Genomic DNA, 25,770 nt, shown 5'->3' with positions numbered 1-25,770 from the left:
CTTGTAGGCGCTTATTCGTATTCCAACGTGAAGGTGGCCACCGCGCTGAAGGTGCCGCGGCCGATGGACTTCGTCTGGATGGCTTCCGGCTCTCCCTGCACATAGGCTTGCAGCGTGAGTGTGGTGTTGCCGGCGTTCAGACGGAATTTATCGCTGGCGCGATTGAGCGGCAGCGCCTTGCCGCTGCTGTCCTCCAGCCCGATGCCGATCCCCGACGCCAGGCTGCCGCCATCCAACGCCAACAGGCCGGGCAGTTTGGCGTTTTCAGTACCGGTAAACGTAATGGCCACCGTATTGCCCAGGCTGAGATCGCACTCGGTCAGGTGCAACGTGAAGGTTTGGCTGTGGGTGCGGGTGTTCAGGTACAGGTATTTGTCGACGATGGTGCCGAAATCCAGTTGGATGTCCTCATCCCCCGGTTGTATGACACACGGCTCGGCCACCAGCGTACCGTGAAAGCGCATGTTTTCCGCCGCAGCCGCCGGCTGCGCCATCATGCCGGCCAGCATCACCATGCCGGCTCCCAGCAGCGCGCTTCGGCGCCGGTTCGTCTCTGTCGCGCGCATGACGCCACTCCCTTTGGTTATGCTTGCGCCTGCCAGGCGCAAGCGGCGTATTAGTCGTAATAAAGACGGAAATCGATCGCCGCGCGGTAAGCGCCGGCGCTCAGCGTCGCCGGAGTGCGCACCGGCGTCACCGTATACGTCAGGGTGTTTTGTCCCGGCGTCAGCAATACCGGTTTGTTGCGCGCGCCGAGGCGGACCGGCAGACCGCGGGCATCCGCCAACTGCAACCCCAAACCGGTGACGCCGGCGACCCTGACCAGACCCGGCGCGTCGTCATCCGTCGGCGCGGAAAACGCGACGGACACCGCAGGCTGGCTGCCGCTCCAGGCCAGAACCCCGGTCCAGGCGTCGCGGTTGCTCGCCGGCGCCCGCAGGCAGTCTTTCAGCGTCAGCTCGAAGGCGACCGGCGTGCCGCGATCGCCCGGGCGCTGGAAGTGCGCCGTTCCCGTCTCGCCCAGCCATACCTCCTGGCGGGCGGTGGTCATTTCCAGGCTGCAGGCGCTTTCCGTTAACGCGCCGTAGACGTGGAGCGTGCCGTTCGCCCCCTCAACGTCCCAGTTATCCACCGCGCGGGCCGGCGGCATCAGCATCAACATCGTGCCCGCCGTCAGCGGCACCATCAGCGCGGCCAACACCGTCAGGCCAATAGTGCGTCGCTGATGACGTTCATAGGCCTTTCCCAACAGCATGGGGTTCTTTCGTTGCATGATTCGTTCACTCCGCTGTGTTCATGACTTGGTCTTCCCTGCTTGCGCGCGGCGCGTCATTTGGCGACCGGCACGACCTGGCAGGCATTGCCGGCGCAGCGGAAGTTCAACTGCGGCCGACCACCGTAATCGTTGATGTACGCCAGCGACGGGCCGCTGCCGAGGCTCGCGGCTGAGACGTTCAGCGAGGCGCTGGCCTTCGGCGCCACCATCAACGGTTCAAAGCCGGCGGCCCCTTTCCCGCCCTTGCCGGCGCTCGCCTCAACGATCGTCACGTAATACGGGGTCGGGTTGTTCACCACGTACTTGTCGCCCTGCCGGGTCAGCGTCAGCTGCTCCTGCCACGGTGCGGCGTTCTTTTTCGGGGCGAGCGCCGCCGGGCGATAAAACATTTTGATGCGCGTCTGCAACGCTATCTGCAGCGTGTTCGGCTTATTGCTGCGCGGCGGGATCTCGCGCAGGTTGAAGTAATACAGCGTCTCCCTGTCCTGCGGCAGCTGACGCGCCGCCGGCAGCGACTGGATCTTCACCTGGCTCGGTTTGCCCGGCTCCACCCGCTGCACCGGCGGCAGCACGGTGAAAGGGCTTTGGATCTTGTTGCCGCGATCGTCTTCAATCCACCCCTGGGCCAGATAGGGCAATTGCTTATTCTGATTGCTGATGTTGAGGCTGACCGTTTTCTGGTCGCCGTCGAAAATCACGCGCGTGCGATCCAGCGCGATAGCCGCATGGGCGGGCAGGCCGATCGCGCCGATCGTCAACGCGGCGGCGAGCGAGCTCAAAAGGGAAACGGTCTTTCTGGTCATAGTCAGATTCATCATGTCTTCACGGTTCCAGTCAGCCGAAGGCGGGCGATTCCGCCCCGGCGGTTTAGCGGCGAAGCACGCTCCGCCGGGGGTATCAGTTGGCGTTCTCCGCCGGCTTGTTACCGGTGAGAGGACGGCAAGGCAGCAGCAACGTATTCATCAGCATTTCGGCCGGCAACGGCGCCGGCAGCTGGATTTCACACTGCGCCGCGCCGTTCCAGTGCACGCTCATGCGCTCGCCGGGGTTGAGGCCGGACAGGTAAACGCTGCCGCCGTCATTGATGATGCCGGTCTCCTGTTTGCGGGCATTCAGCACCGTGGCGCCAAACGGCGGCTCACTGCCGTCCGCCAGCTTGACGATCGCCATCGCCTTCTCGCCGGCAATCACCTCGAACTTGCGGTAGCCGATGGCGCCCTCGGTCAACGTGGCCTGCACCACGGAACGCGTCGCCTCGACGTTGTCGCCCAGGCTGTTGAGATCGATGCTGGCCTTGTTGCGGTAGTAGCTGTTCACATCCGCCACCACCGCCTTGCCGTAACGGTTGGTCAGCACCGTACTGCCGTAGCCGCGTACCGGCACGCCGGCGACGCCTTCGGTATCGAGCAGCAAGCGCGTGCCGCCCGGCGTATTGACGCGATGCAGCACCGTCCCTTCCGCCGCCATCGTCAGGCCGCCCTGCGCGCCGATGCCGACGGCGCTGTAGCGACCGGCCTGGTAGCTGGCGTTGGCGTTGATCTGCGCCATATCGCCCTGATGGCTGTAATACCCGCTGGCGGTCGCCCCACTGCGCGCGGCGCCCGCGCTGATCTGATAGTTGTTGTGTTCATCGACCCGGTTGTAGTAACCGACCCGATGAGCGTTCTCTTCACGATCGAGCGTCATGTTGTAACTGAGCGTCCCGGCGCTGCCCCAGGGCAGCGACAGCGACAGGTACATCCCGTCGTCGTTGCGCTCGTTGTAACGGTTGCGATAGGCCGACAGCGATACGCTGACGTTCTTGAAATCGCCGATATCGAAGTAGCGCGATACCATCAGGTTGTAACGATCGTTCGGCGCCCGATCCCAATAGGTTTGGTGGCTGTAGTTGAGATAGGTGCTGAGCCCCAGATCGCGGAACTGTTTGTTGAAGGTGATGGTGTACATCTCCTTGCTCTTGCCGCTGCGTCCCCCTTCGTAACGCGCATCGAGGTAGTCCCCCATGCTCATGAAGTCCTCCTGGGAGAAGCGGTAACCGGCGAAGGTGACCTGGCTGTCGTATTCATCGAAGTTCTTCGAATAGCTCAACCGATACGAACCGCCGGTAAGCGTGCCCTCCTGCGGCAAACGCGCGCGCGACTGCGTGGCGTCGAACGACAGCGCCCCCAGCGCCATCAGATCGCGCCCGATCCCCAGCGACAGCGCGTTGTAATCGCCGCCGGCGATGCCACCGCCGTACAGCGACCAGCCGTTGCTGATGCCCCAGGAGAACTCGCCGGTGCCGAACATCGGCCCGCGCAGGTGATGCCCCCACTCCGACGGTTTGCCCGTCGCCAGCTTGTAACGCACCGTGCCCGGGCGCGTCAGGTAAGGAATGTTGGCGGTGTTCATCTTGAACTCCTGCACACTGCCGTCCTGCTCTTCGACGCGCACGTCCAGCTCGCCGGAAACGGCGTCGTTGATGTCCTGAATGCGGAACGGCCCCGCCGCCACTTGCGTTTCATACAGCACGCGCCCTTGCTGGCTGACCACCACCTTGGCGTTGGTTTTCGCCACGCCGGTCACTTCCGGCGCATAGCCGCGCAGGTTGGGCGGCAACATGCTGTCGTCGGATCGCAGACTGACGCCGGTAAAGCGCAGGCTGTCGAAAATGTCGGAGTTCAGGTAATCCTCCCCCATCGTCAGCCGCGAACGCAGCGCCGGGATCGCCCGATAGGCGTAATAGCGGCTCCAGTCGAACTGTTTGTCAGTCGGCTGAGAAGATCCGGTCTGGTGGTTGAGGTTGGCCTGCCAGTCGGCGCGCAGGCGCCAGGCGCCCAGGTTGGCGCCGCCGGTGCCGTTGCCGCTCAGGCTGTAGCTGCTGCCGCCTTTCTGGTGCTTTTGCGTTTGGGCGTTGACGTTATAGTCAAACAGCAGCCCGGGAATACCGTCATCCCAGCGCGAAGGCGGATCCCAGTTTTCCGAGCTGTACTCCAGATAGGCCTGTGGGATGTTGAGATACAGCGCGGAACTGGCGAGATCGCCGCGCGCTTCCATCCCCGCCAGACTGGAGGCGTCAAGGCAGCGGCCGCCGTGTGTCCAGTTCAGCGTGCTTAACAGCTTTTCTTTCAGCCCCAGTTGGTTGACCAATGCCGGTGAAAGACAGGCTTCGCTGCCTTTAGGATCGTTCTCAGGCGCCAAAAACGTCACCGGCTGTTCCGGCAGGTCGTTCTTATTGACGTGCACCACCATGGTATAAACGCCCGGCATGATGTAGCCGCTGCGCGTAAATTGGCTCAGATCGATATTTTTACGATCGTTGATGTCTAATACGTCAGTATTGAATTGAATAACGTCGGCGGCATAGACCAACGCGATCGGATTTCCCAGAGAAAGGGCAACACAAAGCCCCAAAGCTTGAAGACGAAATAACTTCCCTGCCGGTGAAAGCATAATAAAAGTCCTTTCAATAACGAATTAACCGTCAGTACGAGAAAAAATCAAAAATAATCCAGCTTAAAACGCACTGTGGAAAAATACGCTCCCGCCTTCAACGGCTGATGATTCGGCATCAACGTCATGGAATAATTCAGCACTCTATTTCCCGGTATTATTCCTTCCATCGGTAAGGGTTTCCCTGGAATAACCGGCGTGCCGTTGCTGTCTTTTATCTTCAATGCGACGCCGCGCGCCTCGCCCTGTACGCCAAACAGAGCGCCTTCCGCATAACCATCAAACGTGACCTGAAAGAATTTCCAATCAGGTTTGTTTTCCGGCCGTTCCAAAATGCAGTTGACCAATTCAATACTGAAAGGTTTGGTCATCCCCTGGCCGTCACGAATGATCTGCCCGAGAGGAAGAGTGTCCATATCGATCGTCTGATCGCGGCTGCCGGCGGCAATGGCGCAGGCGGTGTCGATAATGGCGCCGTGCATGCTGACCTTGCCCCACCCCTGCGCGGCGGAAGTTGCATAGCCGGGCGCAAACGCCAACGACGCCAAAAGAACGGCACCCGCTCGATTCCTTGGTAAAAACATCGCGACATTCCTTTGACAGGGAGATTCACCAGGCATGCGGCGAGCCCCATGCCTGGTTGATTAAGCCTTCGGACTCACTTACTGATAAGCCAGGGTGAAATCGGCTACGGCGGTGAAGTCGCCCGGAACGATGGCGGCGGAAGCGCCTTCGCCCTGCAGGTAGGCGGCGAAATGCAGGGTGTTGTTGCCGGTGTTCAGGGTCTGCGCGGTAGTCGCTTCACCCAATTTGATCGGCTGGCCGTTGTAAGAGATGGCTACGCCGGCGCCGCTGGCGGTGCCCGCGATGCCCAGCAGATCCTTATCGGTAGACGATGCTACGCCGCTGAAGGTGGTTTTAACGGTTTTCAGGGTGGTGATGTCGCACTGCTCCAGCTTGATTTCAAACGGACGCGGGTTGGATTTGCCGCCGTTTTTCAACGCCACGTTGGACACCTGGCCCAGATCTACGGTCTGATCGATCGACTCAGGCGCAATAGAGCATGGCGCATCAATAATAGAGCCCGTGAAAGTGACCTTACCGTGTCCCTGATCGGCTGCCTGTGCAAAAGAACTTGCGCCAAATGCAATCACTGCAGCCATCATGATTTTGTTAAGTTTCATAGAACCTATATTCCTTATAAGAAAAAATGCATATTCCAATCAAGAAAAAGAGCAACAGGAAACCTGCTCGCGCTTATATGTGCGCAGCCCTGATTCTTTAGCATCTTGCTAGTTGGTTAACTGCCAAAACCCAAAGGCACCGACAATAAAAAGTCGATAACGGTAAGTCTGCAGCGGCCCACCCATTAATGAATTCGCCCTATAAAAATAAACGAAATCACAACGAGTAGGGGCCAATACTTTCTAATCCGCCCTTCTTGTCCGGCGATGAATATTCTGGCAAATGCCTCTCAGCAAAAAAAGGCTTTTTTTGATCAAGGCGAACATTCGCAATTTATTTCCTAATTAAAGTTAATTTACTGTTATTTTTAGGCTCATAGATCGTAAAAAATACTTTTATAGAGCAATATCCTGTTTTTGCGAGATTCACAAGTAATCAGATCGCAAAGTGGCGCTTTGTGAATATAATAAACCAAAATTTTAGGTTTCTGCGTGACGCCACCCCTGCCTGAACATAGGTAAAAACGGGGCGGGCAACGCCTTTTTTTTCAATCCTGATAAATAGATAGGAATTTTCTTTGTTCGCGTTTTACCTCGTTGTTGGTAGACGGCGAATGTTTGTTTTTTCTTAGGAATACGGCAATCGGAATACAGAGGAAGTGCTATGGAAGCGTTATCTCCGAAACAAAAGGAAATACGGCAATTGCAGCACGATCTGCTGCAAACATTATTCGCGCAATCGCCCCGTCAATGTCCCGTCGCCGGGCCGCCGCCACAGCAGCAGTGGCTCTCGACACGGCAACTGGCCAATGCCGTCAACGTCGGTGTTTACCGGGCTCGACGGCTGTTATTGGATCTTGTCGCCCGACAAGAAGTGATTGTGACGGACGGCTCCATCAACAACTCGTTGAGGTGGTATCCCACCGCGTTGCTGGACGGTGGCGATAACAACGGCATACCCAACAAAGATGCATCTCACTCTCCTTTAACGGAATAAATATGGCCAGCCGGCCTGATTGGCAATATTTCATTGCGGAGTAACGCCGCACACCATTTATATATATCGGGATATTATCGTGAGAAAAACAGCCCTGCTATTTTTACGTTGCTGCCTGGCACTCTCTTTCTTCCTGCTGTTTGGCAACGCCAACGCATTTACTTGCCGCACGTCCGATGGCGGACTTATTCCCCCGGGGGGATCGGCCACGCCGGTTGACGTCCGGGTTCGCATCGGGCCGCAGCTTTCTTATGGCAAAAACGAAATCGTCAACGTCAGCCAGGTCACCTGTAAAAACGACGTCGCGAGCTGGTACGACTATCTCAAAACCGATAGCCCGGCGCTGTCGATGAACGGCGCGATTTTTGGCTCGATCGGCAGCGGCACGACCATCAACGGCAGCGACTATAACTCCCCGGTGCCTGCCGGCATCAGCGTACTCAGCCTCACCGGCTTGCAGACCCAGTCTGTCGCCATCCGGGTCTATATCGTGTTGAACCGTTTCCCAACGCCGGACATCAAGGTGAATAAGGGTGATGTCATCGGCCAAATCAACTTTATTCAGACCAACGATCAACCGGGCTGCCCACAGTGCGGCGTTTATCGCTGGCGCCTGATCGCCGACAACGACGCCTACTTCGTCACCACCAGTTGCACCATCAACAACGGCCAGCAAATTAATGTTGATTTTGGTCAGATCCGCCAGGACTTCCTGACCCAGAGCGCCAACGACGCCCAGATCAAACAGGACAAAGCGCTCAGCTACCAGTGCGACGATCAGAGTGCGACGCAGGATATTCTGATCCGGATGGTCAGCGACGCCAGCGGCTTCTCCAGCGATTTTATCAAGACCACCAACCCCAACGTCGGCGTGGCCATGGTGCACAACGGCGCGGTGGTAAAGCCCAACAATGCCTTCAGAACGCGCATCGTCAACGGTCTGGGCAACGACACCGTCACCTTTGTGCCGGTGAAGAACAATGTCCCTTACACCAGCATCGCCACCGGTCCGCTGTCGGGCTCGGCCACGCTGATCTTCAGCGCACCTTGAGACGGGAGCCAGAATGAACATGACGATAAAAACGGGCTACGCCCTGCTGTTGGCGCTGGAGTTGATTAGCTCGGCCGCTCAGGCCGCCGATCAGGGCACCAAAGTCAACATCACCGCCACCGTGGTGGCGCCTCCGCCTTGCGTGATCAACGACGGGCGCACCATCGATATCGACTTCGGCAAGGTCGGCATCAAACGCATCGACGGCAGCCGCTATATGCAACGCATCGATTACAGCATCAAATGCGAGTTTCTGGATAACAGCCGCCAGTTGAAAATGAAGATCATGGGCAGCGCGGCGGCCTTTGACAACAGCGTGTTGATCAGCAGCGTCACTGGATTGGGCATCAAGCTGTTGGCCAACGGTAAGGCCTTCGCCATCAATACGCCGCTGAACATCGACTACGCCAATCCGCCGACGCTTGATGCAGTGCCGGTGAAAAACAGCGCCGTCACCCTGGCGGAAGGCGACTTCTCCAGCGGCGCCACCATGCTGGTGGACTATTTTTAAAGCGCCGCTTCGGCCGGATACTGAAAATAAAAAAAGCCGCAACGTCTCCGTTGCGGCTTGGTCGAGGATGGTGCGCCCGGGGCGCTCCTCATATCAGGCTATTCAGCCGAAGATCCCGCCGAACCACTGGCTCAGCTTCATCATCACCATATCCCAGATGCGGCTGAAGAAGTTGCCCTCTTTCACCTCTTGCATCACCACCAGCGGGTGCTGTTCGATGGTTTTGCCGTCCAGCTGGAAATCGATGGTGCCGACCACCTGGTTTTTCGCCAGCGGCGCTTCCAGCGTCGGTTGGGTCAGCTTGTAGCTGGCCTTCAGGTTTTTCATCTGCCCTTTCGGAATGGTGACCGAGGCGTCTTTCGCCACGCCGAGCGGCACTTCGCTGACGTCGCCGAACCACACTTTCTGGATGACGAACGGTTTATCGGCCTTGATCGGCGTCGCGGTTTCATAGAAGCGGAAGCCCCAGGTCAACAGCTTTTCGCTTTCGCTAAAGCGCACGCGATCGCTCGGCGCGCCCAGCACCACCGAGATCAGGCGCATCGGGCCGTCGGTGGCGGACGCCACCAGGTTGTGACCGGCGCCGCTGGTGTAGCCGGTCTTGATGCCGTCGACGTTCAGGTTGCTGCTCCACAGCAGACGGTTGCGGTTAATCTGGCGGATCTTGTTGAAGGTGAACTCTTTCTCTTTATGCAGCGCGTATTCGTCCGGCACGTCGCGGATCAGCGCCTGGCTCAGCAGCGCCATGTCACGCGCGGTGCTGTACTGCCCTTCCGCATCCAGGCCGTGCACCGTCAGGAAGTGGGTATTCTGCAGGCCCAGGGATTTGGCGTAGTTGTTCATCAGGCCGACGAACGAATCCTGGCTGCCCGCCACGTAGTCCGCCAGCGCGATGCTGGCGTCGTTGCCGGACTGGATCACGATGCCTTTATTCAGCTCCAGTACCGGCACCTGATCGCCCGGCTTGATGAACATCAGCGAAGAGCCGCGCAGCGCCGGGTTACCGGGCGCCCAGGCATCTTTGCCGACGGTGACCATGTCTTCCGGCTTGATCTTGCCGGCCTTGATCGCCTGGCCGATCACGTAGCTGGACATGATCTTGGTCAGGCTGGCGGGATCGAGACGGGTGTCGGCATTGCCTTCGGTCAGCACTTTGCCGCTGTTGTAATCCATCAGAATGAAGGCCTTGGCGTCTACCTGCGGCGGCGCCGGCGGCTCGGCCGCGTGTACGGCCGGGGCGGCCAGCAACAGGATGCCTACGCTGAAGGTCAGTTTTTTCAGGGAAGTGGATAAGTTTTTTTTCATCATGACGTCGCCAGAGTGTCCATTCAAAACCATTGAAATAGCGTTAACTTTCAAACATGTTCACGTTTTAAGCCAACCAGCGAGAGTGGCCCGGTGCGCGCGTGCCGGCCGCAACCCCCTGCGGCGCCCGTAGCGGGTAACACAACACACCGAAAATGCCCTTGCTGTGAGTTTATGTGATTTATCTTATTTTTGCAGGGTTTAGCGTGAATTTTCAGCATTTTTACATAACTGTACGCAGGCACGCACTTATCGTTCAAAAAAGCATCGAGACGCGCACTTTCGCCCCCATCCACGGCTAAACGGCCAAGCATCTGCACCGCTAAACATCTGCGCTTCCATACGTCTAAAAAAGATTAATATATTCCATAATGGCATATAGAACCGTTATTTGTTCTTTTTAAAGCGCTTATCCTCAGCGCTATCATCCGCACAACGACTTTTATACCGAATAATCCTGGAGATGAGTCATGGCGATCCCCCATTCCGTCATCGAGATGATTGGCAATACCCCGATGTTGGAACTGACCCAGTTTGATACCGGCCCGTGCCGGCTGTTCGTCAAGCTGGAGAACCAAAACCCCGGCGGTTCGATCAAAGACCGCGTGGCGCTGTCGATGATCGAGCAGGCCGAGCGCGACGGCAAACTGCAGCCGGGCGGCACCATCATCGAAGCCACCGCCGGCAATACCGGCCTGGGGTTGGCGCTGGTGGCGGCGCTGAAAGGCTATAAGCTGCTGCTGGTGGTGCCGGACAAGATGAGCCGCGAAAAGATCTTCCACCTGCGCGCGTTGGGGGTAGAGGTGTTGCTGACCCGTTCGGACGTCGGCAAGGGGCACCCAGCTTATTATCAGGATTACGCTAAACGCCTGGCCGGGGAGATCCCCGGTGCCTTTTATATCGATCAGTTCAACAACCCGGCCAACCCGGCGGCCCATACCACCACCACCGCGCCCGAACTGTGGCGGCAGATGGATCATGACGTGGACGCCATCGTGGTCGGCGTCGGTTCCGGCGGCACGCTGGGCGGGTTGAGCCGCTATTTCGCCGAGGTTTCGCCGCAGACGGAATTCGTGCTGGCCGACCCTGCCGGCTCTATCCTGGCGGACTATCTCGACCACGGCCAAATCGGCGAAGCGGGCAGTTGGCTGGTGGAAGGCATCGGCGAAGACTTCGTCCCGCCGCTCAGCGACTTTGACCAGGTGCGCCACGCTTACCGCATCGGCGATGAAGAAGCCTTCACCACCGCGCGCGATCTGCTGCGCAAGGAAGGCGTGCTGGCGGGCTCCTCCACCGGCACCCTGCTGGCCGCCGCTCTGCGTTACTGCCGCGCGCAAACCGAACCCAAGCGGGTCGTGACCTTCGTTTGCGACAGCGGCAACAAATACCTGTCTAAAATGTATAACGACCACTGGATGCTGGAGCAGGGCCTGCTGAGCAAACCGCAGCACGGCGATCTGCGCGATCTGATCGCTTATCGCCACGACGAAGGCGCCGCCGTTTCCGCCGCGCCGGACGACACGCTGGCGATCGTGCACGCCCGCATGCGGCTGTACGACATCTCGCAGCTACCGGTGCTGGAAGGCGATCGGGTGGTCGGATTGATCGATGAGTGGGATCTGCTGAACGCCGTCCAGGCCGACGCCGCCCACTTCAGCCTGCCGGCCGGCAGCGCGATGACCAAGCAGGTCCAGACGCTGCAAAAGGAAGCCGGCTACGAGGAATTACAGGCCACCTTCAACCATGGCCACGTCGCGGTGGTGCTCGACGGCGAGCGCTTCCTCGGCCTGATTACCCGCACAGACGTGCTTAACGCCTGGCGCCAAAAATTACGTTAATAAGGATCCATTATGGCCAAGTTTGATACGTTGACCGTTCACGCCGGTTACACCCCGGACGCGACCGGCGCAGTGATGCCGGCGATTTACGCCACCTCCACCTACGCCCAACCGGCGCCGGGCGAACATACCGGCTACGAATACTCCCGCAGCGCCAACCCGACGCGCACCGCGCTGGAAAGCGCCATCGCCGAACTGGAAGGCGGCAGCCGCGGCTACGCCTTCGCCTCCGGTCTGGCGGCGTGCTCCACGGTGCTGGAGCTGCTCGATAAAGACAGCCACCTGATCGCGGTAGACGACCTGTACGGCGGCACCTATCGCCTGCTGGAAAAAGTGCGCAGCCGCACCGCCGGCCTGCGCGTGACTTACGTGTCGCCGGCGGATCTCGCCGGGCTGGAACAGGCGATCGAGCCGGATACCAAAATGATCTGGGTCGAAACGCCGACCAACCCGCTGCTCAAGCTGGCGGATCTGAGCGCCATCGCCGCGATCGCCAAAAAGCATCAGCTCATCAGCGTGGCGGACAACACCTTCGCCTCGCCGTATCTGCAACGTCCGCTGGATCTGGGCTTTGACGTGGTGGTGCACTCCGCCACCAAATACCTTAACGGCCACTCCGATGTGGTGGCGGGCGTCGCGGCGGTGGGGAATAACCCGGCGCTGTCGGAACAGCTCGGTTTCCTGCAAAACGCGGTCGGCGGCATTCTCGATCCGTTCAGCAGCTTCCTGACGCTGCGCGGCATTCGCACTCTGGCACTGCGCATGCAGCGCCACAGCGACAGCGCGCTGCGCATCGCCCAGTGGCTGGAGAGCCAGCCGCAGGTGGAAAACGTCTATTACCCCGGCCTGCCGAGCCATCCGCAGCATGAGCTGGCGGCGCGCCAAATGACGCGCTTCGGCGGCATGATCTCGGTACGGCTGAAAGGCGACGACGCCTATGCCCGCCGGGTCATCCAGCGTTCGCGCCTGTTCACCCTGGCGGAAAGCCTGGGCGGCGTGGAAAGCCTGATCAGCCAGCCGTTCAGCATGACGCACGCCTCCATTCCGCTGGAACAGCGCCTGGAAACCGGCATCACGCCGCAGCTGGTGCGCCTGTCGGTAGGGATTGAGGATGTGGAAGATCTGATCGCCGATCTGCAGCAGGCGCTGGCGGAATAATCACCGCATCAGTGCACCATCAGCCCGGCCGACGCGCCGGGCTTTTTTACGCCCGGCGTTCAGACGCCGATGACGTCCTGATAAAAACGGTGCGCCACATCGGGGTGAGAGCGGATGCGCCCTTTCAGGTAATTGTCGCCCACGTCGCGAAACAGCGGGTTGAGCGGATCGCTGGCCGGGCCGCGCGCCTGCGCCGCCAGCTGCGGCGGCAGTTGATACAGCGGCACCACCGCGTCCAGCCGCGCGCCGAGAAAGAAAGCGATCGACAACCTGTCGCGCCCCGCCGGCGGCGTTTCCACCCGGTGCACCGTGGCGCGCAGGTAGCCGTTGGTCGCCAGCTCCAGCAGCTCGCCGATGTTCACCACGAAGGTGTCTTCACGCGGCTGCGCGTCTATCCATTGCCCTTCGCTCACCTCTACCTGCAGCCCTTTTTGCACGTCCTGCAGTAAAAAGCTGAGAAACCCGGAGTCCTTGTGCGCGCCGACGCCCTGTGCGCTGCCGGTGGCGTCCCGCCCCGGATAGCGGATAAGTTTGATGTGCTCGTTGGGCTTCTCGCCGTACAAGCGATCGAACGCCTGCTCCGGCAGCGACAGCGCCAAAGCGAAAGCGCGCAGCAGCCGCAGCGACATGGCGGTCATGGCCTGTTGCCACTGCAGCAGCAGCGGTTTCAGCGTCGGCAGCGCCGCCGGCCACTGGTTTGGCCCCTGCAGGCGCGCCCAGCGCGGCGTGTCATCAGACAGCGTCAGCGCCGGGCGTTCAGCGCCGATATCGAACTGCTCGCGCCAGTCAGGCTGCCCGCGCGTGAGTTCCGCCGCCGCCCGGTTGTAACCGCGAAAGTGCGGCGAATGCACCATCTGCACCGCCAGCTTGTCGGCTTCCGGCAGGGCGAAGAATTGCCGCGCGGCGTGCTGCAGCCGCGCATTCAGCGCGCCGTCCACGCCGTGCCCACGCAGATAGAAAAAACCGACGTCGCGGGCCGCCGCGCGCAGATCGTCGAGAAAGGCGCGCCGTTGGCGCGCATCACCGTCAAGCTGCGAAAGATCCAGCAGCGGCAGCGTCTTCTGCGTCGTCAGATGCGTCATCATGCGATTCCTCTTCTTCCCCGATCACGATCGGGCTGCCATACAGGCGAATAATCAACATTGTCACTCCCCAGCGGGTAGCTGCATTTGCTTCATAGTTATCACCGCGCTCGCCGGAGCGGCCAATATTGTTGCGTTCTAAGTTATGCAAACGTTCAACAAACTGTCGCAAAACCGTCATCAATGTTTCTTATGCTCTGCGCAATTTCGCCGACGCCGCTGGCTGGCGACGTGCGCTATCCGCTATCCTGTAAACGACCTCATACCCTGCCTGCCGGAGAAATACTGATGGATTTAGCCTTATTCGACCTGGATGAAACCCTGATTGACGATGACAGCGCCAGCCTGTGGATCCGCTGGCTGGTCGGCCAGGGGTTCGCGCCGGCGGAGCTGGAACTGCAGGAGCAGCAGCTGATGCAGCTCTACTATCAGGGCAAGCTGTCGATGGAGGACTACATGCAGGCCACGCTGGCGCCGCTGGCCGGCCTGAGCGTGCAAACCGTGGCCGGCTGGGTGCAACGTTACATCCGCCGCGACATCCTGCCGCGCGTCTATCCCGCCGCCCGCGAACGCCTGCAGTGGCACCGCGAACGCGGCGACTGCATCCTGGTGATCTCCGCCACCGGCGAGCATCTGGTGGCGCCGATCGCCGAACAGCTCGGCGCCGACGATGCGCTGGCGATCGGCGTGGAAATCAGCGATGGCCGCTTCACCGGCAACACCTACGGCACCATGACCTATCAACAGGGCAAGGTGATCCGCCTGCAGCACTGGCTGGCGCAGCACCCGCACCTGAAGTTCGAGCACAGCCACGGCTACAGCGACTCTCTCAATGACAAGGCGATGCTGCAATTCGTCGACAGCGCCACGGTGATCAACCCCGACAGCGAACTGAGCGCGCTGGCGGCGGAGCGCGGCTGGGAAGTGTGCCGCTGGGAACGCTGAGCGGCAGACAAAAAGTGCCCTGCGGTGTGACAAAAAGCGCGTTGTGGCGTAGGTATAGAGGGTCCTTATTATCCGCTAACGGAGTTATCCCATGCTGACCATTTGGGGTCGTGAGAATTCGAACAACGTCAGGAAGGTGCTGTGGTGCGCCGCCGAATTGGGGCTCAACTACACCCACATCAACGCCGGCGGGGCGTTCGGCAAAGTCAACGAAGAGAGTTACCGCGCGTTGAACCCGAACGGCCTGGTGCCGCTGCTGCAGGACGATGACTTCGTGCTGTGGGAGTCCAACACCATCGTGCGCTACCTGGCGGCGAAATTCGGCGACGCGACGTTCTATCCGCAAGATCTGCAGGCGCGCGCCGCCGCCGAGAAATGGATGGACTGGACCACCTCGACGATTGTCCCGGCCTTCACCATCGTCTTTTGGGGCCTGATACGCACCGCGCCGGAGCTGCGCGACATGGCGAAAATCGAAACGGCGATCGCCACGCTGGAAAAACACTTCGACGTCATCGAACAGACGCTGGCGCACCAGCCTTACCTCTCCGGCGGCGCGTTCGGTTTCGGCGATATCCCGCTCGGCAGCTTCGCCTACGCCTGGTTCGAAATGCCGATCGCCCGCCGCCCGCGGCCGAACATGGAGCGCTGGTATCAGCAACTGCGCGCACGCCCGGCCTACCAGCGCGGCGTGATGAGCGCACTCACCTGACGCGTGCGGGGCGTTACGACGCCCCGACCTTCAGCAGCTTGCCGTCCCGTTCGTCCGTCAGCAGATACAGGTAGCCATCCGGCCCGCTGCGCACCTCGCGGATGCGTTCGCCGCGATCGCCCAGCAGCCGCTCTTCCGCCACCACCTTGTCCCCCTTCAGCGTCAGGCGAATCAGTGCCTTTTGCGCCAGCGCGCCGATGAACAGCGAGTGCCGCCAGGCGGGGAAGCGCTGCCCATCATAGAACGCCATGCCGCTGAGGCCGGGCGAAACCCGCCAATAGTGGAGCGGTTGTTCGGTGCCGGGCACCCGCTCCCCTTTCGCCTCGGGGATCGGCTGGCCGGAATAGTTGATGCCGTAGGTGGCCAGCGGCCAGCCGTAGTTTTTACCCGGCAGCGGGATGTTGAGCTCATCGCCGCCGCGTGGACCGTGCTCATGCTCCCAGATTGCGCCGCTCCACGGGTTCAACGCCAGCCCTTGCGGATTGCGGTGGCCGTAAGACCAAACCTCCGGGCGTTTACCTGCCTGGCCGACCCAGGGGTTGTCCGGCGGCACGGCGCCCTCGGCGGTCAGCCGCACCAGCTTGCCCTGCAATTTGTCGGTCTCTTGCGCCGTCGGCCGCTGATTGTTTTCGCCCAGCGTGATAAACAGGTAGCCTTGCCGATCAAACGCCAATTTGCCGCCGAAGTGATTGCCGACCGACAGCTTGGGCTGCTGACGGAAGATCACCTTAAAGTTTTCCAGCCGCGCGCCATCGTCGCTCAGGCGGCCATAGCCGACCGCCGTGCCGGCTTTGCCGCCCTCGCCCGGTTCGGCGAAGCTGAGATACACCCGGCGGCTGGCGGCGAAATCGGGCGCCGGCAGCACCTCCAGCAGGCCGCCCTGCCCTTCGGCGTAGACCTGCGGCACACCGGCGATCGGCGGCGACAGCCCTTTATCCTGCTGCCACAGCCGCAGCCGGCCGGGCCGTTCGGTGATAAGCAGGCCTTGTTCCGCCGGCAAGAAGGCCAGCGACCAAGGGTGTTCCAGGCCGTCCTGCAATTGGCTGACCGTCGGCGCGGCGTGCGCCAGGCCGCTGCACAGCAGCAAACCGGCCAGCAGAGTCAATCGGGGCATGGCGTCCTCCTGAAGATAAAATAACCCGTTTAGTGTAGCCCACTCAGCGGCCGCGGTCGTTTGCATTACATTTCAACGGGTTGCCTTTTAGCCGCCATGTGCTTAAGTTAATCCATTACCCAGGAGGAAAAATGGACATTACCGTTACCGACGCGATCGACGAACAAACCCTCGATGCGATCAGGCAAGGCCTGCGCGCTTACAACCTGCCGCATATCGACGCCAGCCACCGCAAGCCGCTCAGCGTCTATGCGCGCGACGAAACCGGCGCGGTGATCGGCGGCCTGACCGCCGAAACCTGGGGCAACTGGCTGAGCATCGAGTGGCTGTGGGTGGCGGATACCCAGCGCGGCAGCGGCCTCGGCGGCCGGCTGATGCGCGCCGCCGAGCACGAGGCGCAGGCGCGCGGCTGCCGCTACGCCCGCCTCGACACCTTCAGCTTTCAGGCGCGGCCGTTCTACGAAAAGCTCGGTTATCAGCTGCAAATGACGCTGAAAGAGTATCCGGTGGAACATGAGTGTTATTTACTTACCAAAACGCTGACTGATTAATGGATGGACGGATGGACAGCAAAAGCATGGTGGTGAACTGTGTAGCGTACAAAGCCGGCCAACGGCTGGGCGAAGTGACCATCGACGATATCAGCGAGGTGGTCAAACAGCCCGACACCTTCATCTGGCTGGGATTAAGGCAGCCGGAGCCGGCGTTTATGCGCAAGGTGCAGGAGGAGTTCGGGCTGCACGATTTGGCGATCGAAGACGCGCTGTGCGCGCACCAGCGGCCGAAGCTGGAGACCTACGGCGACTCGCTGTTCATCGTGGTGAAAACCGCGCAGTGGGGCGAGCACGACGAAATCGAATACGGCGAAACCCACTTCTTCGTCGGCAAAAACTTTCTGGTGACGGTGCGCCACGGCGCTTCGCCCAGTTACGCGCCGATCCGCGCCAAGGCGGAAGAGAACCACAAGCAGATGTGCCGCGGGCCGGGCTTCGCCCTCTATTCGGTGTTGGACTTCGTGGTGGATAACTACCGCAGCGTGGTGGCGCGCTTCGAGAGCACCATCGAGAACATTGAAGCCAACATGTTTCAGTCAGAGTTCGATCAGGCGGCGATCGAGAACGTCTATACCCTGCGCCGCCATCTGCTGGCGCTGCGCAACGCCGCGCTGCCGATGGATGAAATTTGCAACCAGCTGATCCGCCTGCACGAAGAGGTGATCCCGAAAGAGCTGCGCGCCTACGTGCGCGACGTGCAAGATCACGCCCATCAGGTGGTCAGCAATATCGACGACATGCGCGAAATGCTGACCAACGCCATGCACGTCAACCTGGCGCTGGTGACGGTCAAACAAAACGAAGTGGTGAAACGGCTGGCGGGTTGGGGGGCAATCTTGGCCATCCCGACGGTGGTCTTCAGCCTGTACGGGATGAACTTCGCCGACATGCCGGAACTGAAGTTCCCGTGGGCCTATCACGCCACGCTGGGAGTGACCGCCGTCGGCTGCATTTTCCTGTATCAGAAACTGAAGAAATCGGGCTGGCTGTAAGCGCCAGAACGGCGGATTTTCCCCACCGGCGAAGACGATCTGCGGAGCAGCCGGGTCCACCGACCGCCCCGCCGCTTCAATACAGCATCGGCCGCCGATCGCGATGCACGTGATTGTGGCGGCCAATGTGCTTGTCATCGGCTACGCCGATATCCATCGATGCCAGCACCATGCCTTCGCCTGTCAGGCTCTGCGTCAACGGATAGCCGTCGGCGTCGACGATCACCGAACCGCCGATCCACGCAACGCCGCGCTCCGTTTCGCAGCGATCGCACACCGCGATGAACAGCCGATTGACGGCGGCGTTGGCCTGGGCCTTCACCATCTCCGCCGGCCGTTCGCCCTGCGGGCGCGGCGCCAGCGGCCAGTTGACCGGCGCGCACAGCAGCTGAGCACCGGCCAACGCAGGCAAGCGCACCCACTCCGGAAACTCGAGGTCGTAACAGATCATCACCGCCAACCGGCCAAAACGCGTCTCGACGACCGGCGGCGGCCGATCGCCGGCGGTAAAGATCAAACTCTCTTCATGCCACAGGTGCGCTTTGCGATAAATCGCCCTCACCCCCTGCGCATCGATCAACGCCGCGCTGTTGGCCACCTCCCCCTCGGGCAGGCGCTCGCAAAAACCGGCGACGATCGCCACATCCAGCTCACTCGCCAGGGCACACCACAGGCTAAAGCTGGGCCCATCTTCGGCCTCGGCCAACGCCCGCGCCTCCGCCTTGTCGCGCAGCACATAGCCGCTGTTCACCAACTCCGGCAACACGATGACGTTGGCGCCACGCTGCGCCGCCCGGCGGATCGCCTGGGCGGACAGCGCCCGATTATGTTCCGCTTCCCCTACCCGCAACGCCAACTGGCAACATGCGACGCTGATCGTACCCATGACTCACCTTCTCCTTACCCTCACCGTTAAACCGACAGGGCGGCGATACCCCCTACTCCTCAGTAAATCAGTAAAGGCGCCGTGATAAAAGCCCGGCCGCCCCTCAGCGTTCAGTTTGAGTCTCCAGCTGCGGCGCCGGACGGCTCAGCAGGCTGCCCAGCACGAAGGCGACGCCGCCGCCCAGCAGACCGCCGTAGATCGGGCTGTTGGCGTCGATGCCGTGCCAGATCATCAGCCCCACCACGCACAGGCTGCCGGCCAGCATGCTGGCGATGGCGCCGGCGCTGGTGGCGCGCGGCCAGAAGATAGCCCCCACCAACGGGATCAGCATGCCGCCCACCAACAGGTTGTAAGCCAGCGTTAGCGCCGCCAGCACGTCGCGCACCACAAACGCCAGCCCCAGCATGACCGCGCCCATGAAAAGCGTGGTGAAGCGCCCGGCGGCCAGCCCGCCGGAAGGTTTGCGCCGGATGGCCGGCAACACGTCCTCCAGTGCGATGGTCGAAGACGCCAGCAGGCAGGCGCTGGCGGTGGACATCAGCGCCGCCAGGGCCGCCGCGGCCACCAGCCCGCTGACGCCGACCGGCAACACCGCTTGCGCGATGGCGGCGAAGGCGCCGTCGGTATTACTGAGCGACGGCAGCACGATCTTGCCGGCCATGCCGATCAGCGCGCCGGTCACGCCGTACAGCACGCAATAGACGCCCGCCCCCAGCCCGGCGAAGCGCGCCACATTGGCGCTACGGGCGGTGAACACCCGCTGCCAGATGTCCTGACCGATCAAAATGCCGAAGAAGTAGATCAGGAAAAATACCAGAATAGTATCCAGCCCGATCGACGACAGCTGGTAGTAACCGGCGGGCAGCAGGCTGGTGAACGCCTCCCAGCCGCCGGCCTTGACGATGCTCATCGGCATCAGCACCAGCATCATGCCGACGGTCATGATGATGAACTGAATGATGTCGGTCAGCGTCAGCGACCACATGCCTCCCAGCGTCGAATACAGCACCACCAGCCCGCCGCCGAGCAGGATAGACGCGCTGAACGACAGGCCGAACATCACCTGCATCACGCTGCCGATGGCGATGATCGAGGTCACCGCCACCATCAGGTCATACGCCAGCATGATCGCGCCGCTGGTGACCCGCGCCGCCGGGTGATACCGCCGCGACAGCACCTGGCTGACGGTATACAGCTTCAGTTTGAGCAGCGGTTTGGCCAGCACCAGACTCAGCACCACAATGCCCAGCCCGAGCGCGCCGCACAGCCAGACGCCGGAGATGCCGTAGGTGTAGCCGAGCTTGACGCTGCCGATGGTCGACGCGCCGCCGAGCACCACCGCCGACAGCGTGCCCAGATACAGCCCCGGCCCCAGGTTGCGCCCGGCCACCAGATACGCCTCTTTGGAGTTGGCGCGGCGAATGCCCATCCACCCCACCGCGCCTATCACCAAAAAGTAAATCACCACAACCAGCAGATCGAAATTCATGGGTACCTCCACTCCGTTGTTATTGTTATCAGGGGGCCCGACGCAACCGCTCCGCCGGCAGGGTCAGTACGCCGGCCTCAGCTGGCCGGCAGCACGCACAGCATTTCAAACAGCAGGTTGGCCGCCAGCAGCGCCGTATTGCCGGAGCGATCGTAAGGCGGCGACACCTCCACCACGTCGCCGCCAATCAGGTTCAGCCCACGGCAGCCGCGCACGATCTCCAGCCCTTGCCAAACCGACAGTCCGCCGACCTCCGGCGTGCCGGTGCCCGGCGCGAAGGCCGGATCCAGCCCGTCGATATCGAAACTGAGATAAACCGGCGCATCGCCCATCTGCTCGCGGATCTCCGCCATCAGCGGCGTCAGCGACCGATGCCAGCAGGCTTCGGCCGGCACCACGCGGAAGCCCTGGCGCCGTGACCAATCGAAGTCATCCGCCGCATAGCCGCTGCCGCGCAGACCAATCTGCACCACTTTTTCCGGCGCCAGCAGCCCCTCCTCAAACGCGCGGCGGAAGGTGGTGCCGTGCGCCAGCTGTTCGCCAAACATCTCCTCGTTGGTGTCGGAATGCGCATCGACGTGGATCAGCCCGACCGGGCCATGTCGATGGGCGATGGCGCGCAGCACCGGCAGCGTCAGGGTGTGGTCGCCGCCGAGCGTCAACGGCGTGCAGCCGTGCGCCAGGATCTCGCGGTAAGCCGCCTCGATGCGCCGTACGCTGTCCGCCAGGCTGTAGGGGTTAATGGCGACGTCCCCCAGATCGGCCACCTGCAGCCGTTCGAATGGGGCGGAGCCGGTGCCCATGTTGTAGGGGCGGATCATCACCGACTCCTGACGGATCTGGCGCGGGCCATAGCGGGTGCCGCTGCGATTGGAGGTGCCGATATCCAGAGGAATGCCGACAAAGGCGGCGTCCAGACCACGCGCCTGATCGGCGGCGGGCAGGCGCATCATGGTGGGGAGACCGGCAAAGCGCGGCATGTCGTTGCCGCTTTGGGGTTGGTTCAGCATGGCGTTTCCTTGTCTTGGGCTTGCGATAAATTGAAACATTTAAGCAACATTCGCAGACTACCCCGTTGACCGCACCGGCTACCATTCCCGCTTTTGCATGTAAACATCGAAAAACACGATGTAACTAACCCATTGAAGCATTGATTTTTATTTCAATCTCATGCCATAAGAAAGGCCATATCTTCAGCGCCGCGCCTATTTCTTCGATGTTAAAAATGGGTTAAGCGGCCGACGTTCTGCGGAGGGGGCGATGCTCACTAACCTAAGCGATATCGATCTGAAGCTGTTGCGGGTGTTCGTCGCGGTGGCGGAAGCCCAGGGCGTCAGCGCCGCACAGGAAACGCTGCTGATGAACCAATCTACCATCAGCACCCATCTGGCCTCGCTGGAAACGCGACTGGGTTTTCGCCTGTGCCAGCGCGGGCGCTCCGGCTTCCGGCTGACGCCAAAAGGGGAACGCATGCTGATCGCCTGCCGCTCCTTGTTCAACGCCGCCCGCGACTTCACCCGGGTCAGCCAGTCGCTGAACGGCCTGCTGACCGGCGATCTGCAAATTGGTCTGGTGGATAACCTGGTTTCACTGCCGGGCAACCCGTTCAGTCAGGCCATCAAGCACTTTCAGCGGCGCCACCAGGACGTGCAATTGCAGTGCCGCATCTGTTCACCGACCGAGATTGAACAAGGGCTGCTGCATCGGCAGCTCGATCTGGGCATCGGCTACTTTGGCCAGCAGCTGGAGGCGTTGCGTTATCAACCGTGGCTGGAGGAGACGCAGGCGATCTATTGCAGTGAGGATCACCCGCTGTTCGCGGTGGAAGAACCCGAGCGCGAGCAGATTGAAAACGCGCGCTGGGTCAAGCGCGGCTACCTGCTGGCGCAGCAGCTGTGCCCGATCGCCCCGCCGCATCTGGCCGCGGTGGCCCACCACATGGAGAGCGTCGCCCATCTGGTGCTGAGCGGCACCTGTCTCGGTTATCTGCCCACCCACTATGCGGCGCGCTGGGTGGAGCAAGGGCTGCTGCGGCAGTTGGGCGGCACGGCGCTCTCTTACCGCGCCACGCTCAGCCTGGTCAGCCGCCCCGTCCAACCCGACGAGGCGTTGAACGCGCTGCTGGAGGATTTGGCGCGCGCCGCACGCCCATCACCTCATCGCTGAGAGGCCAGCGCCCGATTCATGGCAAACACCGTGCCGGTTAAAGACAGGACGAGTAATCCGATGATGGCCCAGGCGAAAGAGGGCGCCCCGCCCTTATCGAGCAACATGCCGCCGACCGCGCCACCGGCGGCTACGGCCGTATTCCAGCCCGTCGTATACATGGACTGCGCAACGTCGGCCGCACGGCCGGAAAGGCGTGACAACGCCGTCTGCGTGAGGGTGGCGAAGCCGCCGAAAGCCAAGCCCCAGCAAGCGACAGAGAGATAGACCATCGGGAGCATCCGTCCCCCACTCTCCAGCAGCACGGCAGCGAGAGCAAAGATGACGATACTCATCACCGTAAGAGATTGGACTCGCCGATCGACCAGCATCCCGGCGACGCCCAATCCGGCAATCGCGCCCAGCCCGAAGATAAACAGAACGATATCGACCCGTTCGGACAACCCCGACGGTTTGAGAAAAGGCTCCAGGTAGATATACAGAATGTTATGGGCAACGATAAAGGTGAACACCACGAATAGCACGGCGCGGATCCCCCGTTGCAAGAATACGCCGCTCAGAGACGGCCGATGCGCCTTAGCCTGACCGGGGAAATCCGGCACGATGGCGATGATCCACGCCACGAGCACGAGCGCCATCAACGTCATCAGACCAAAAGCGCCCTGCCAGCCGATGGCTCGGCCAAGCAACGTGCCGAGCGGTAAGCCAAGCACCAGCGCCAGAGTGGCGCCGGCGCCGGAGATCGCAATAGCGCGGCCGCCAAGGTGGGCCGGTGACATGCGCACCGCATAACCAGCCAGCAAAGACCAAACGATGCCGCCGAAAACGCCGGCGAAGAAACGCGTCGCCAATGAGACGTGATAATCGTTCGACAGCGCCGTGACGAAGTTAACGATGGCAAAACCGCAGATCGCGCTCAAGAGCAAGGGGCGGCGCCGCATGCCTTGCGTCAATGCGGTGAGCGGAATAGCGGCGACCAACGCGCCCACCGCATAGGCGGTGATGAACTGCCCCGCCAGGCTTTCAGATACGTTCAAATCGCCCGCGATCGAAGACAGCACGCCCGCCGGCATGATCTCGGTCAGCAGCGTGATAAAAGCGGCCATTGCCAATGCCAACAGGCCCCCCAGCGGCAACCGCTCGATGCTCCCGGCAGGCGCAGATATCGTCGTTTGATTCATCAATCACTCCCCATTCAAAGATGTTTCCGCCCATCGCGGATGACGGTTGCATCATGCTGCCCACTCGCCGATAAAAGAAAAATAGGCTAAAGTGAACAACACTCATGACTCAAAATTCATCAATAGAATGGAAGCCTATGGAAAGCTTGGGTTCTCTCGACGTTTTCGTCCGGGTCAGTGAAAGCCGTAGTTTTACGGCGGCCGGGCAACAGCTGGGGATCTCCGCCTCGGCGGTCAGCAAAACCATTGCCCGGCTGGAGGAACGGCTCAGCGTGCGCCTGTTTCACCGTTCTACCCGCACGGTCAACCTGACGCCTGAAGGGGCCTTGTTTCTGGAAAGGTGTCGACGAATTTTGAGTGAGGTGAAAGAGGCGGAAGCCGAGCTGTTGCAAACGCGGGGAACGCCTCAGGGCAAGCTGCGCATCAGTCTCCCGTCGCTGGGCACGCTTTTCATGCCAAAACTGGGGGACTTCAAGCGCCGCTATCCTGAGATCGAGCTGGATATTGATTATTCGGATCGGCTGGTTGACGTGATTGAGGAAGGTTTCGATGCCGTTATCCGCAGCGGAACCCCGAGCGACTCACGGCTGGTTGCCCGCCGGCTGGGTACATGCCGCAAGGTTTTCGTTGGCGCGCCGGGTTATTTCAGCAAAGTGGGTATGCCGCGCAAGCCCGAGGATCTGACAAGCCATGCTCGTTTGCATTATCGCTTTCCCAGCACCGGCAAACTGGATGTCTGGCCGCTGGGAGACAAGACGGAGATGATCCCCGAACGGCCGGCCAGCATGGTGACAAATACCCTCGATCCGCAGGTGTGCTTCGCAGAACAAGGGCTGGGCATCGCTTATCTGCCGGAGATCGCCGTGCGCAGACAACTGGAACAGGGCAGCCTGGTAACGGTTTTGGATGACTACAACCGCGAGAACATGGTTTTTCATGTCCTCTGGCCGTCGGGCCGCCACCTGTCAGTCAAAATCAGGCTATTCGTCGACTTTGTGACGAGCCACCTTTTCCCGCTTTAAACGACATATACCGTCTTAACTGACCGGCATGCGCGCCGGATCGGGATACTGGTATTCAAAACCCAGCTCGTTGCAGATGCGGTTGCCGTCCACCAGCCGCTCATCCTGTTCCGCTTCGTCGGCAAACTGCGGCGGCTCCAGGTGCAGCTGCTCGGCCAGGGCCGGATAGAAATCGCGCTTGGCCGGATGACGCGGCGCGCACAGGTTGTACACGTGGCCGCCCTTCGGCAGCTTGAGCAGCAGTTGGATGGCGGCGATGACGTCGTCCTGGTGCACCAGATTCACCCCCTGCGAGCCCCCCTTCACATCGAGCTTTCCCGCCAGGAAGCGGCCTGGGTGGCGATCGGCGCCCACCAGCCCCGCCAGGCGCATAATGTCCACCGAGGTATTCGGCAGCTCGTGCAGCCAGCGCTCCAGCTCGGCCAATACCCGGCCGGACGGCGAGACCGGCCGCAGCGGCGACTCTTCGCGCAGCGTGCCGGCGGTTTCGCCATACACCGAGGTGGAACTGGTGAAGATCACCCGCGGCACGCCGAAAGCCATTGCGCTGTCCACCAGCATGCGCACCGCATTGAAATAGTTCTCGCTGCCTTCGACGGTGCGGCGCGCGGGCAGCGTGACCACCAGCGCATCCACGCGCAGCAACGACGCCAGATCGTCCGGATCGCAGATCAATTCCGGCGTCAGCTCCAACTGATAACATTCGATGCCGCTCATCCGCGCAGCCTCGACACCGTCCGGCGTGGTTTTGCTGCCGACCACGTCGTACCCGCGGCCCATCAGCGACAACGCCAGCGGCATGCCCAACCAACCCAGACCAATAATGGCTACCTTTTTCATCCTCTTCCTCTCCTGAAGATCGCAGCGCCCTGCCC

Annotated in this window: 26 protein-coding genes; 11 read left to right on the top strand and 15 right to left on the bottom strand. The window is 61.1% G+C overall.

Features of this window, described 5'->3' with window-relative positions:
- Positions 1-11: 11 nt before the first annotated feature.
- The 6 genes from ACORQT_RS08025 to ACORQT_RS08000 all read right to left on the bottom strand — a co-directional run bounded on the left by ACORQT_RS08025 (position 12) and on the right by ACORQT_RS08000 (position 5,892).
- Positions 12-566, bottom strand: coding sequence for a fimbrial protein (locus ACORQT_RS08025; RefSeq protein ID WP_047024965.1), 555 nt, complete (start codon positions 564-566; stop codon positions 12-14).
- Between the two features lie 50 nt (positions 567-616).
- Complete coding sequence (locus tag ACORQT_RS08020) at positions 617-1,255, bottom strand: fimbrial protein (RefSeq protein WP_046897038.1); 639 nt, start codon at positions 1,253-1,255, stop codon at positions 617-619.
- A gap of 74 nt (positions 1,256-1,329) precedes the next feature.
- Positions 1,330-2,094 (bottom strand): fimbria/pilus periplasmic chaperone, encoded by a 765-nt coding sequence (locus ACORQT_RS08015; RefSeq protein WP_089191437.1) that lies wholly within the window; start codon positions 2,092-2,094, stop codon positions 1,330-1,332.
- 79 nt (positions 2,095-2,173) lie between these two features.
- Positions 2,174-4,708 carry an outer membrane usher protein gene (locus ACORQT_RS08010; protein ID WP_164057326.1) on the bottom strand — a complete coding sequence of 845 codons (2,535 nt, stop codon included), beginning with the start codon at positions 4,706-4,708 and terminating at the stop codon, positions 2,174-2,176.
- Positions 4,709-4,755: 47 nt separating this feature from the next.
- Positions 4,756-5,292 (bottom strand): fimbrial protein, encoded by a 537-nt coding sequence (locus tag ACORQT_RS08005; RefSeq protein WP_033642500.1) that lies wholly within the window; start codon positions 5,290-5,292, stop codon positions 4,756-4,758.
- 78 nt (positions 5,293-5,370) lie between these two features.
- Positions 5,371-5,892: a fimbrial protein gene (locus ACORQT_RS08000; RefSeq protein ID WP_025302212.1), complete on the bottom strand. Its 522-nt coding sequence runs from the start codon at positions 5,890-5,892 to the stop codon at positions 5,371-5,373.
- A gap of 664 nt (positions 5,893-6,556) precedes the next feature.
- Between ACORQT_RS08000 and ACORQT_RS07995 the strand changes: the two genes are divergently transcribed.
- The 3 genes from ACORQT_RS07995 to ACORQT_RS07985 all read left to right on the top strand — a co-directional run bounded on the left by ACORQT_RS07995 (position 6,557) and on the right by ACORQT_RS07985 (position 8,451).
- Positions 6,557-6,889, top strand: coding sequence for a hypothetical protein (locus ACORQT_RS07995; RefSeq protein ID WP_025302211.1), 333 nt, complete (start codon positions 6,557-6,559; stop codon positions 6,887-6,889).
- A gap of 232 nt (positions 6,890-7,121) precedes the next feature.
- The gene (locus tag ACORQT_RS07990) at positions 7,122-7,940 is read left to right on the top strand and encodes a fimbrial protein (protein WP_033633691.1); all 819 of its coding nucleotides are present in this window, start codon (positions 7,122-7,124) and stop codon (positions 7,938-7,940) included.
- A 19-nt stretch (positions 7,941-7,959) separates the two neighbouring features.
- Complete coding sequence (locus ACORQT_RS07985; protein WP_239507471.1) at positions 7,960-8,451, top strand: fimbrial protein; 492 nt, start codon at positions 7,960-7,962, stop codon at positions 8,449-8,451.
- 102 nt (positions 8,452-8,553) lie between these two features.
- On the opposite strand, the gene ACORQT_RS07980 is transcribed toward ACORQT_RS07985, so the two are convergent.
- Entirely contained in the window at positions 8,554-9,759 is a 1,206-nt protein-coding gene (locus tag ACORQT_RS07980) for a serine hydrolase (RefSeq protein WP_444859354.1), read from the bottom strand.
- 467 nt (positions 9,760-10,226) lie between these two features.
- Here ACORQT_RS07980 and ACORQT_RS07975 point away from each other — a divergent pair, with 467 nt between their 5' ends.
- Together ACORQT_RS07975 and ACORQT_RS07970 are read left to right on the top strand one after the other, a co-directional pair.
- Entirely contained in the window at positions 10,227-11,594 is a 1,368-nt protein-coding gene (locus ACORQT_RS07975) for a pyridoxal-phosphate dependent enzyme (protein WP_042784067.1), read from the top strand.
- A gap of 12 nt (positions 11,595-11,606) precedes the next feature.
- Positions 11,607-12,752, top strand: coding sequence for a trans-sulfuration enzyme family protein (locus ACORQT_RS07970; RefSeq protein WP_164057324.1), 1,146 nt, complete (start codon positions 11,607-11,609; stop codon positions 12,750-12,752).
- Between the two features lie 59 nt (positions 12,753-12,811).
- Here ACORQT_RS07970 and ACORQT_RS07965 read toward each other — a convergent pair whose 3' ends face one another.
- Positions 12,812-13,834 carry an isopenicillin N synthase family dioxygenase gene (locus tag ACORQT_RS07965; protein WP_033650768.1) on the bottom strand — a complete coding sequence of 341 codons (1,023 nt, stop codon included), beginning with the start codon at positions 13,832-13,834 and terminating at the stop codon, positions 12,812-12,814.
- Entirely contained in the window at positions 13,779-14,015 is a 237-nt protein-coding gene (locus ACORQT_RS07960) for a hypothetical protein (RefSeq protein ID WP_147880293.1), read from the bottom strand. Before ACORQT_RS07960 ends, ACORQT_RS07965 begins: the two co-directional genes overlap by 56 nt.
- Positions 14,016-14,122: 107 nt before the next feature.
- Here ACORQT_RS07960 and ACORQT_RS07955 point away from each other — a divergent pair, with 107 nt between their 5' ends.
- Together ACORQT_RS07955 and ACORQT_RS07950 are read left to right on the top strand one after the other, a co-directional pair.
- Complete coding sequence (locus ACORQT_RS07955) at positions 14,123-14,779, top strand: HAD family hydrolase (RefSeq protein ID WP_033642497.1); 657 nt, start codon at positions 14,123-14,125, stop codon at positions 14,777-14,779.
- 91 nt (positions 14,780-14,870) lie between these two features.
- Positions 14,871-15,491 (top strand): glutathione S-transferase family protein, encoded by a 621-nt coding sequence (locus tag ACORQT_RS07950; RefSeq protein WP_033642496.1) that lies wholly within the window; start codon positions 14,871-14,873, stop codon positions 15,489-15,491.
- Between the two features lie 13 nt (positions 15,492-15,504).
- Here ACORQT_RS07950 and ACORQT_RS07945 read toward each other — a convergent pair whose 3' ends face one another.
- Complete coding sequence (locus ACORQT_RS07945; protein ID WP_033642495.1) at positions 15,505-16,605, bottom strand: PQQ-dependent sugar dehydrogenase; 1,101 nt, start codon at positions 16,603-16,605, stop codon at positions 15,505-15,507.
- Between the two features lie 131 nt (positions 16,606-16,736).
- Between ACORQT_RS07945 and ACORQT_RS07940 the strand changes: the two genes are divergently transcribed.
- The gene (locus ACORQT_RS07940) at positions 16,737-17,156 is read left to right on the top strand and encodes a GNAT family N-acetyltransferase (protein ID WP_164057323.1); all 420 of its coding nucleotides are present in this window, start codon (positions 16,737-16,739) and stop codon (positions 17,154-17,156) included.
- Between the two features lie 11 nt (positions 17,157-17,167).
- Complete coding sequence (locus ACORQT_RS07935) at positions 17,168-18,151, top strand: magnesium and cobalt transport protein CorA (protein ID WP_033642493.1); 984 nt, start codon at positions 17,168-17,170, stop codon at positions 18,149-18,151.
- 76 nt (positions 18,152-18,227) lie between these two features.
- Here the strand turns inward: ACORQT_RS07935 and ACORQT_RS07930 are convergent, their stop codons facing one another.
- The 3 genes from ACORQT_RS07930 to speB form a co-directional block, all read right to left on the bottom strand.
- Positions 18,228-19,037: a nitrilase-related carbon-nitrogen hydrolase gene (locus ACORQT_RS07930; RefSeq protein WP_164057322.1), complete on the bottom strand. Its 810-nt coding sequence runs from the start codon at positions 19,035-19,037 to the stop codon at positions 18,228-18,230.
- A gap of 103 nt (positions 19,038-19,140) precedes the next feature.
- Positions 19,141-20,526 (bottom strand): sodium:solute symporter, encoded by a 1,386-nt coding sequence (locus ACORQT_RS07925; protein WP_164057321.1) that lies wholly within the window; start codon positions 20,524-20,526, stop codon positions 19,141-19,143.
- A gap of 77 nt (positions 20,527-20,603) precedes the next feature.
- Positions 20,604-21,536: an agmatinase gene (gene speB, locus ACORQT_RS07920; protein ID WP_089191432.1), complete on the bottom strand. Its 933-nt coding sequence runs from the start codon at positions 21,534-21,536 to the stop codon at positions 20,604-20,606.
- A gap of 250 nt (positions 21,537-21,786) precedes the next feature.
- Between speB and ACORQT_RS07915 the strand changes: the two genes are divergently transcribed.
- Entirely contained in the window at positions 21,787-22,692 is a 906-nt protein-coding gene (locus ACORQT_RS07915) for a LysR family transcriptional regulator (RefSeq protein ID WP_164057320.1), read from the top strand.
- Here the strand turns inward: ACORQT_RS07915 and ACORQT_RS07910 are convergent.
- Positions 22,683-23,873, bottom strand: a complete 1,191-nt coding sequence (locus tag ACORQT_RS07910; RefSeq protein WP_164057319.1) for an MFS transporter — start codon at positions 23,871-23,873, stop codon at positions 22,683-22,685. The two genes, ACORQT_RS07915 and ACORQT_RS07910, sit on opposite strands and share 10 nt — an antisense overlap.
- A 137-nt stretch (positions 23,874-24,010) precedes the next feature.
- Between ACORQT_RS07910 and ACORQT_RS07905 the strand changes: the two genes are divergently transcribed.
- Positions 24,011-24,895, top strand: coding sequence for a LysR family transcriptional regulator (locus tag ACORQT_RS07905; protein ID WP_089180716.1), 885 nt, complete (start codon positions 24,011-24,013; stop codon positions 24,893-24,895).
- A gap of 15 nt (positions 24,896-24,910) precedes the next feature.
- Here the strand turns inward: ACORQT_RS07905 and ACORQT_RS07900 are convergent, their stop codons facing one another.
- Positions 24,911-25,735 carry an SDR family oxidoreductase gene (locus ACORQT_RS07900; RefSeq protein ID WP_164057318.1) on the bottom strand — a complete coding sequence of 275 codons (825 nt, stop codon included), beginning with the start codon at positions 25,733-25,735 and terminating at the stop codon, positions 24,911-24,913.
- Between the last annotated feature and the right edge of the window lie 35 nt (positions 25,736-25,770).

The organism is Serratia sp. (in: enterobacteria) (genome assembly GCF_052400455.1).
In the GTDB taxonomy this organism is placed as follows: domain Bacteria; phylum Pseudomonadota; class Gammaproteobacteria; order Enterobacterales; family Enterobacteriaceae; genus Serratia; species Serratia ureilytica.
This window is presented reverse-complemented; position numbering and strand designations above follow the sequence as displayed.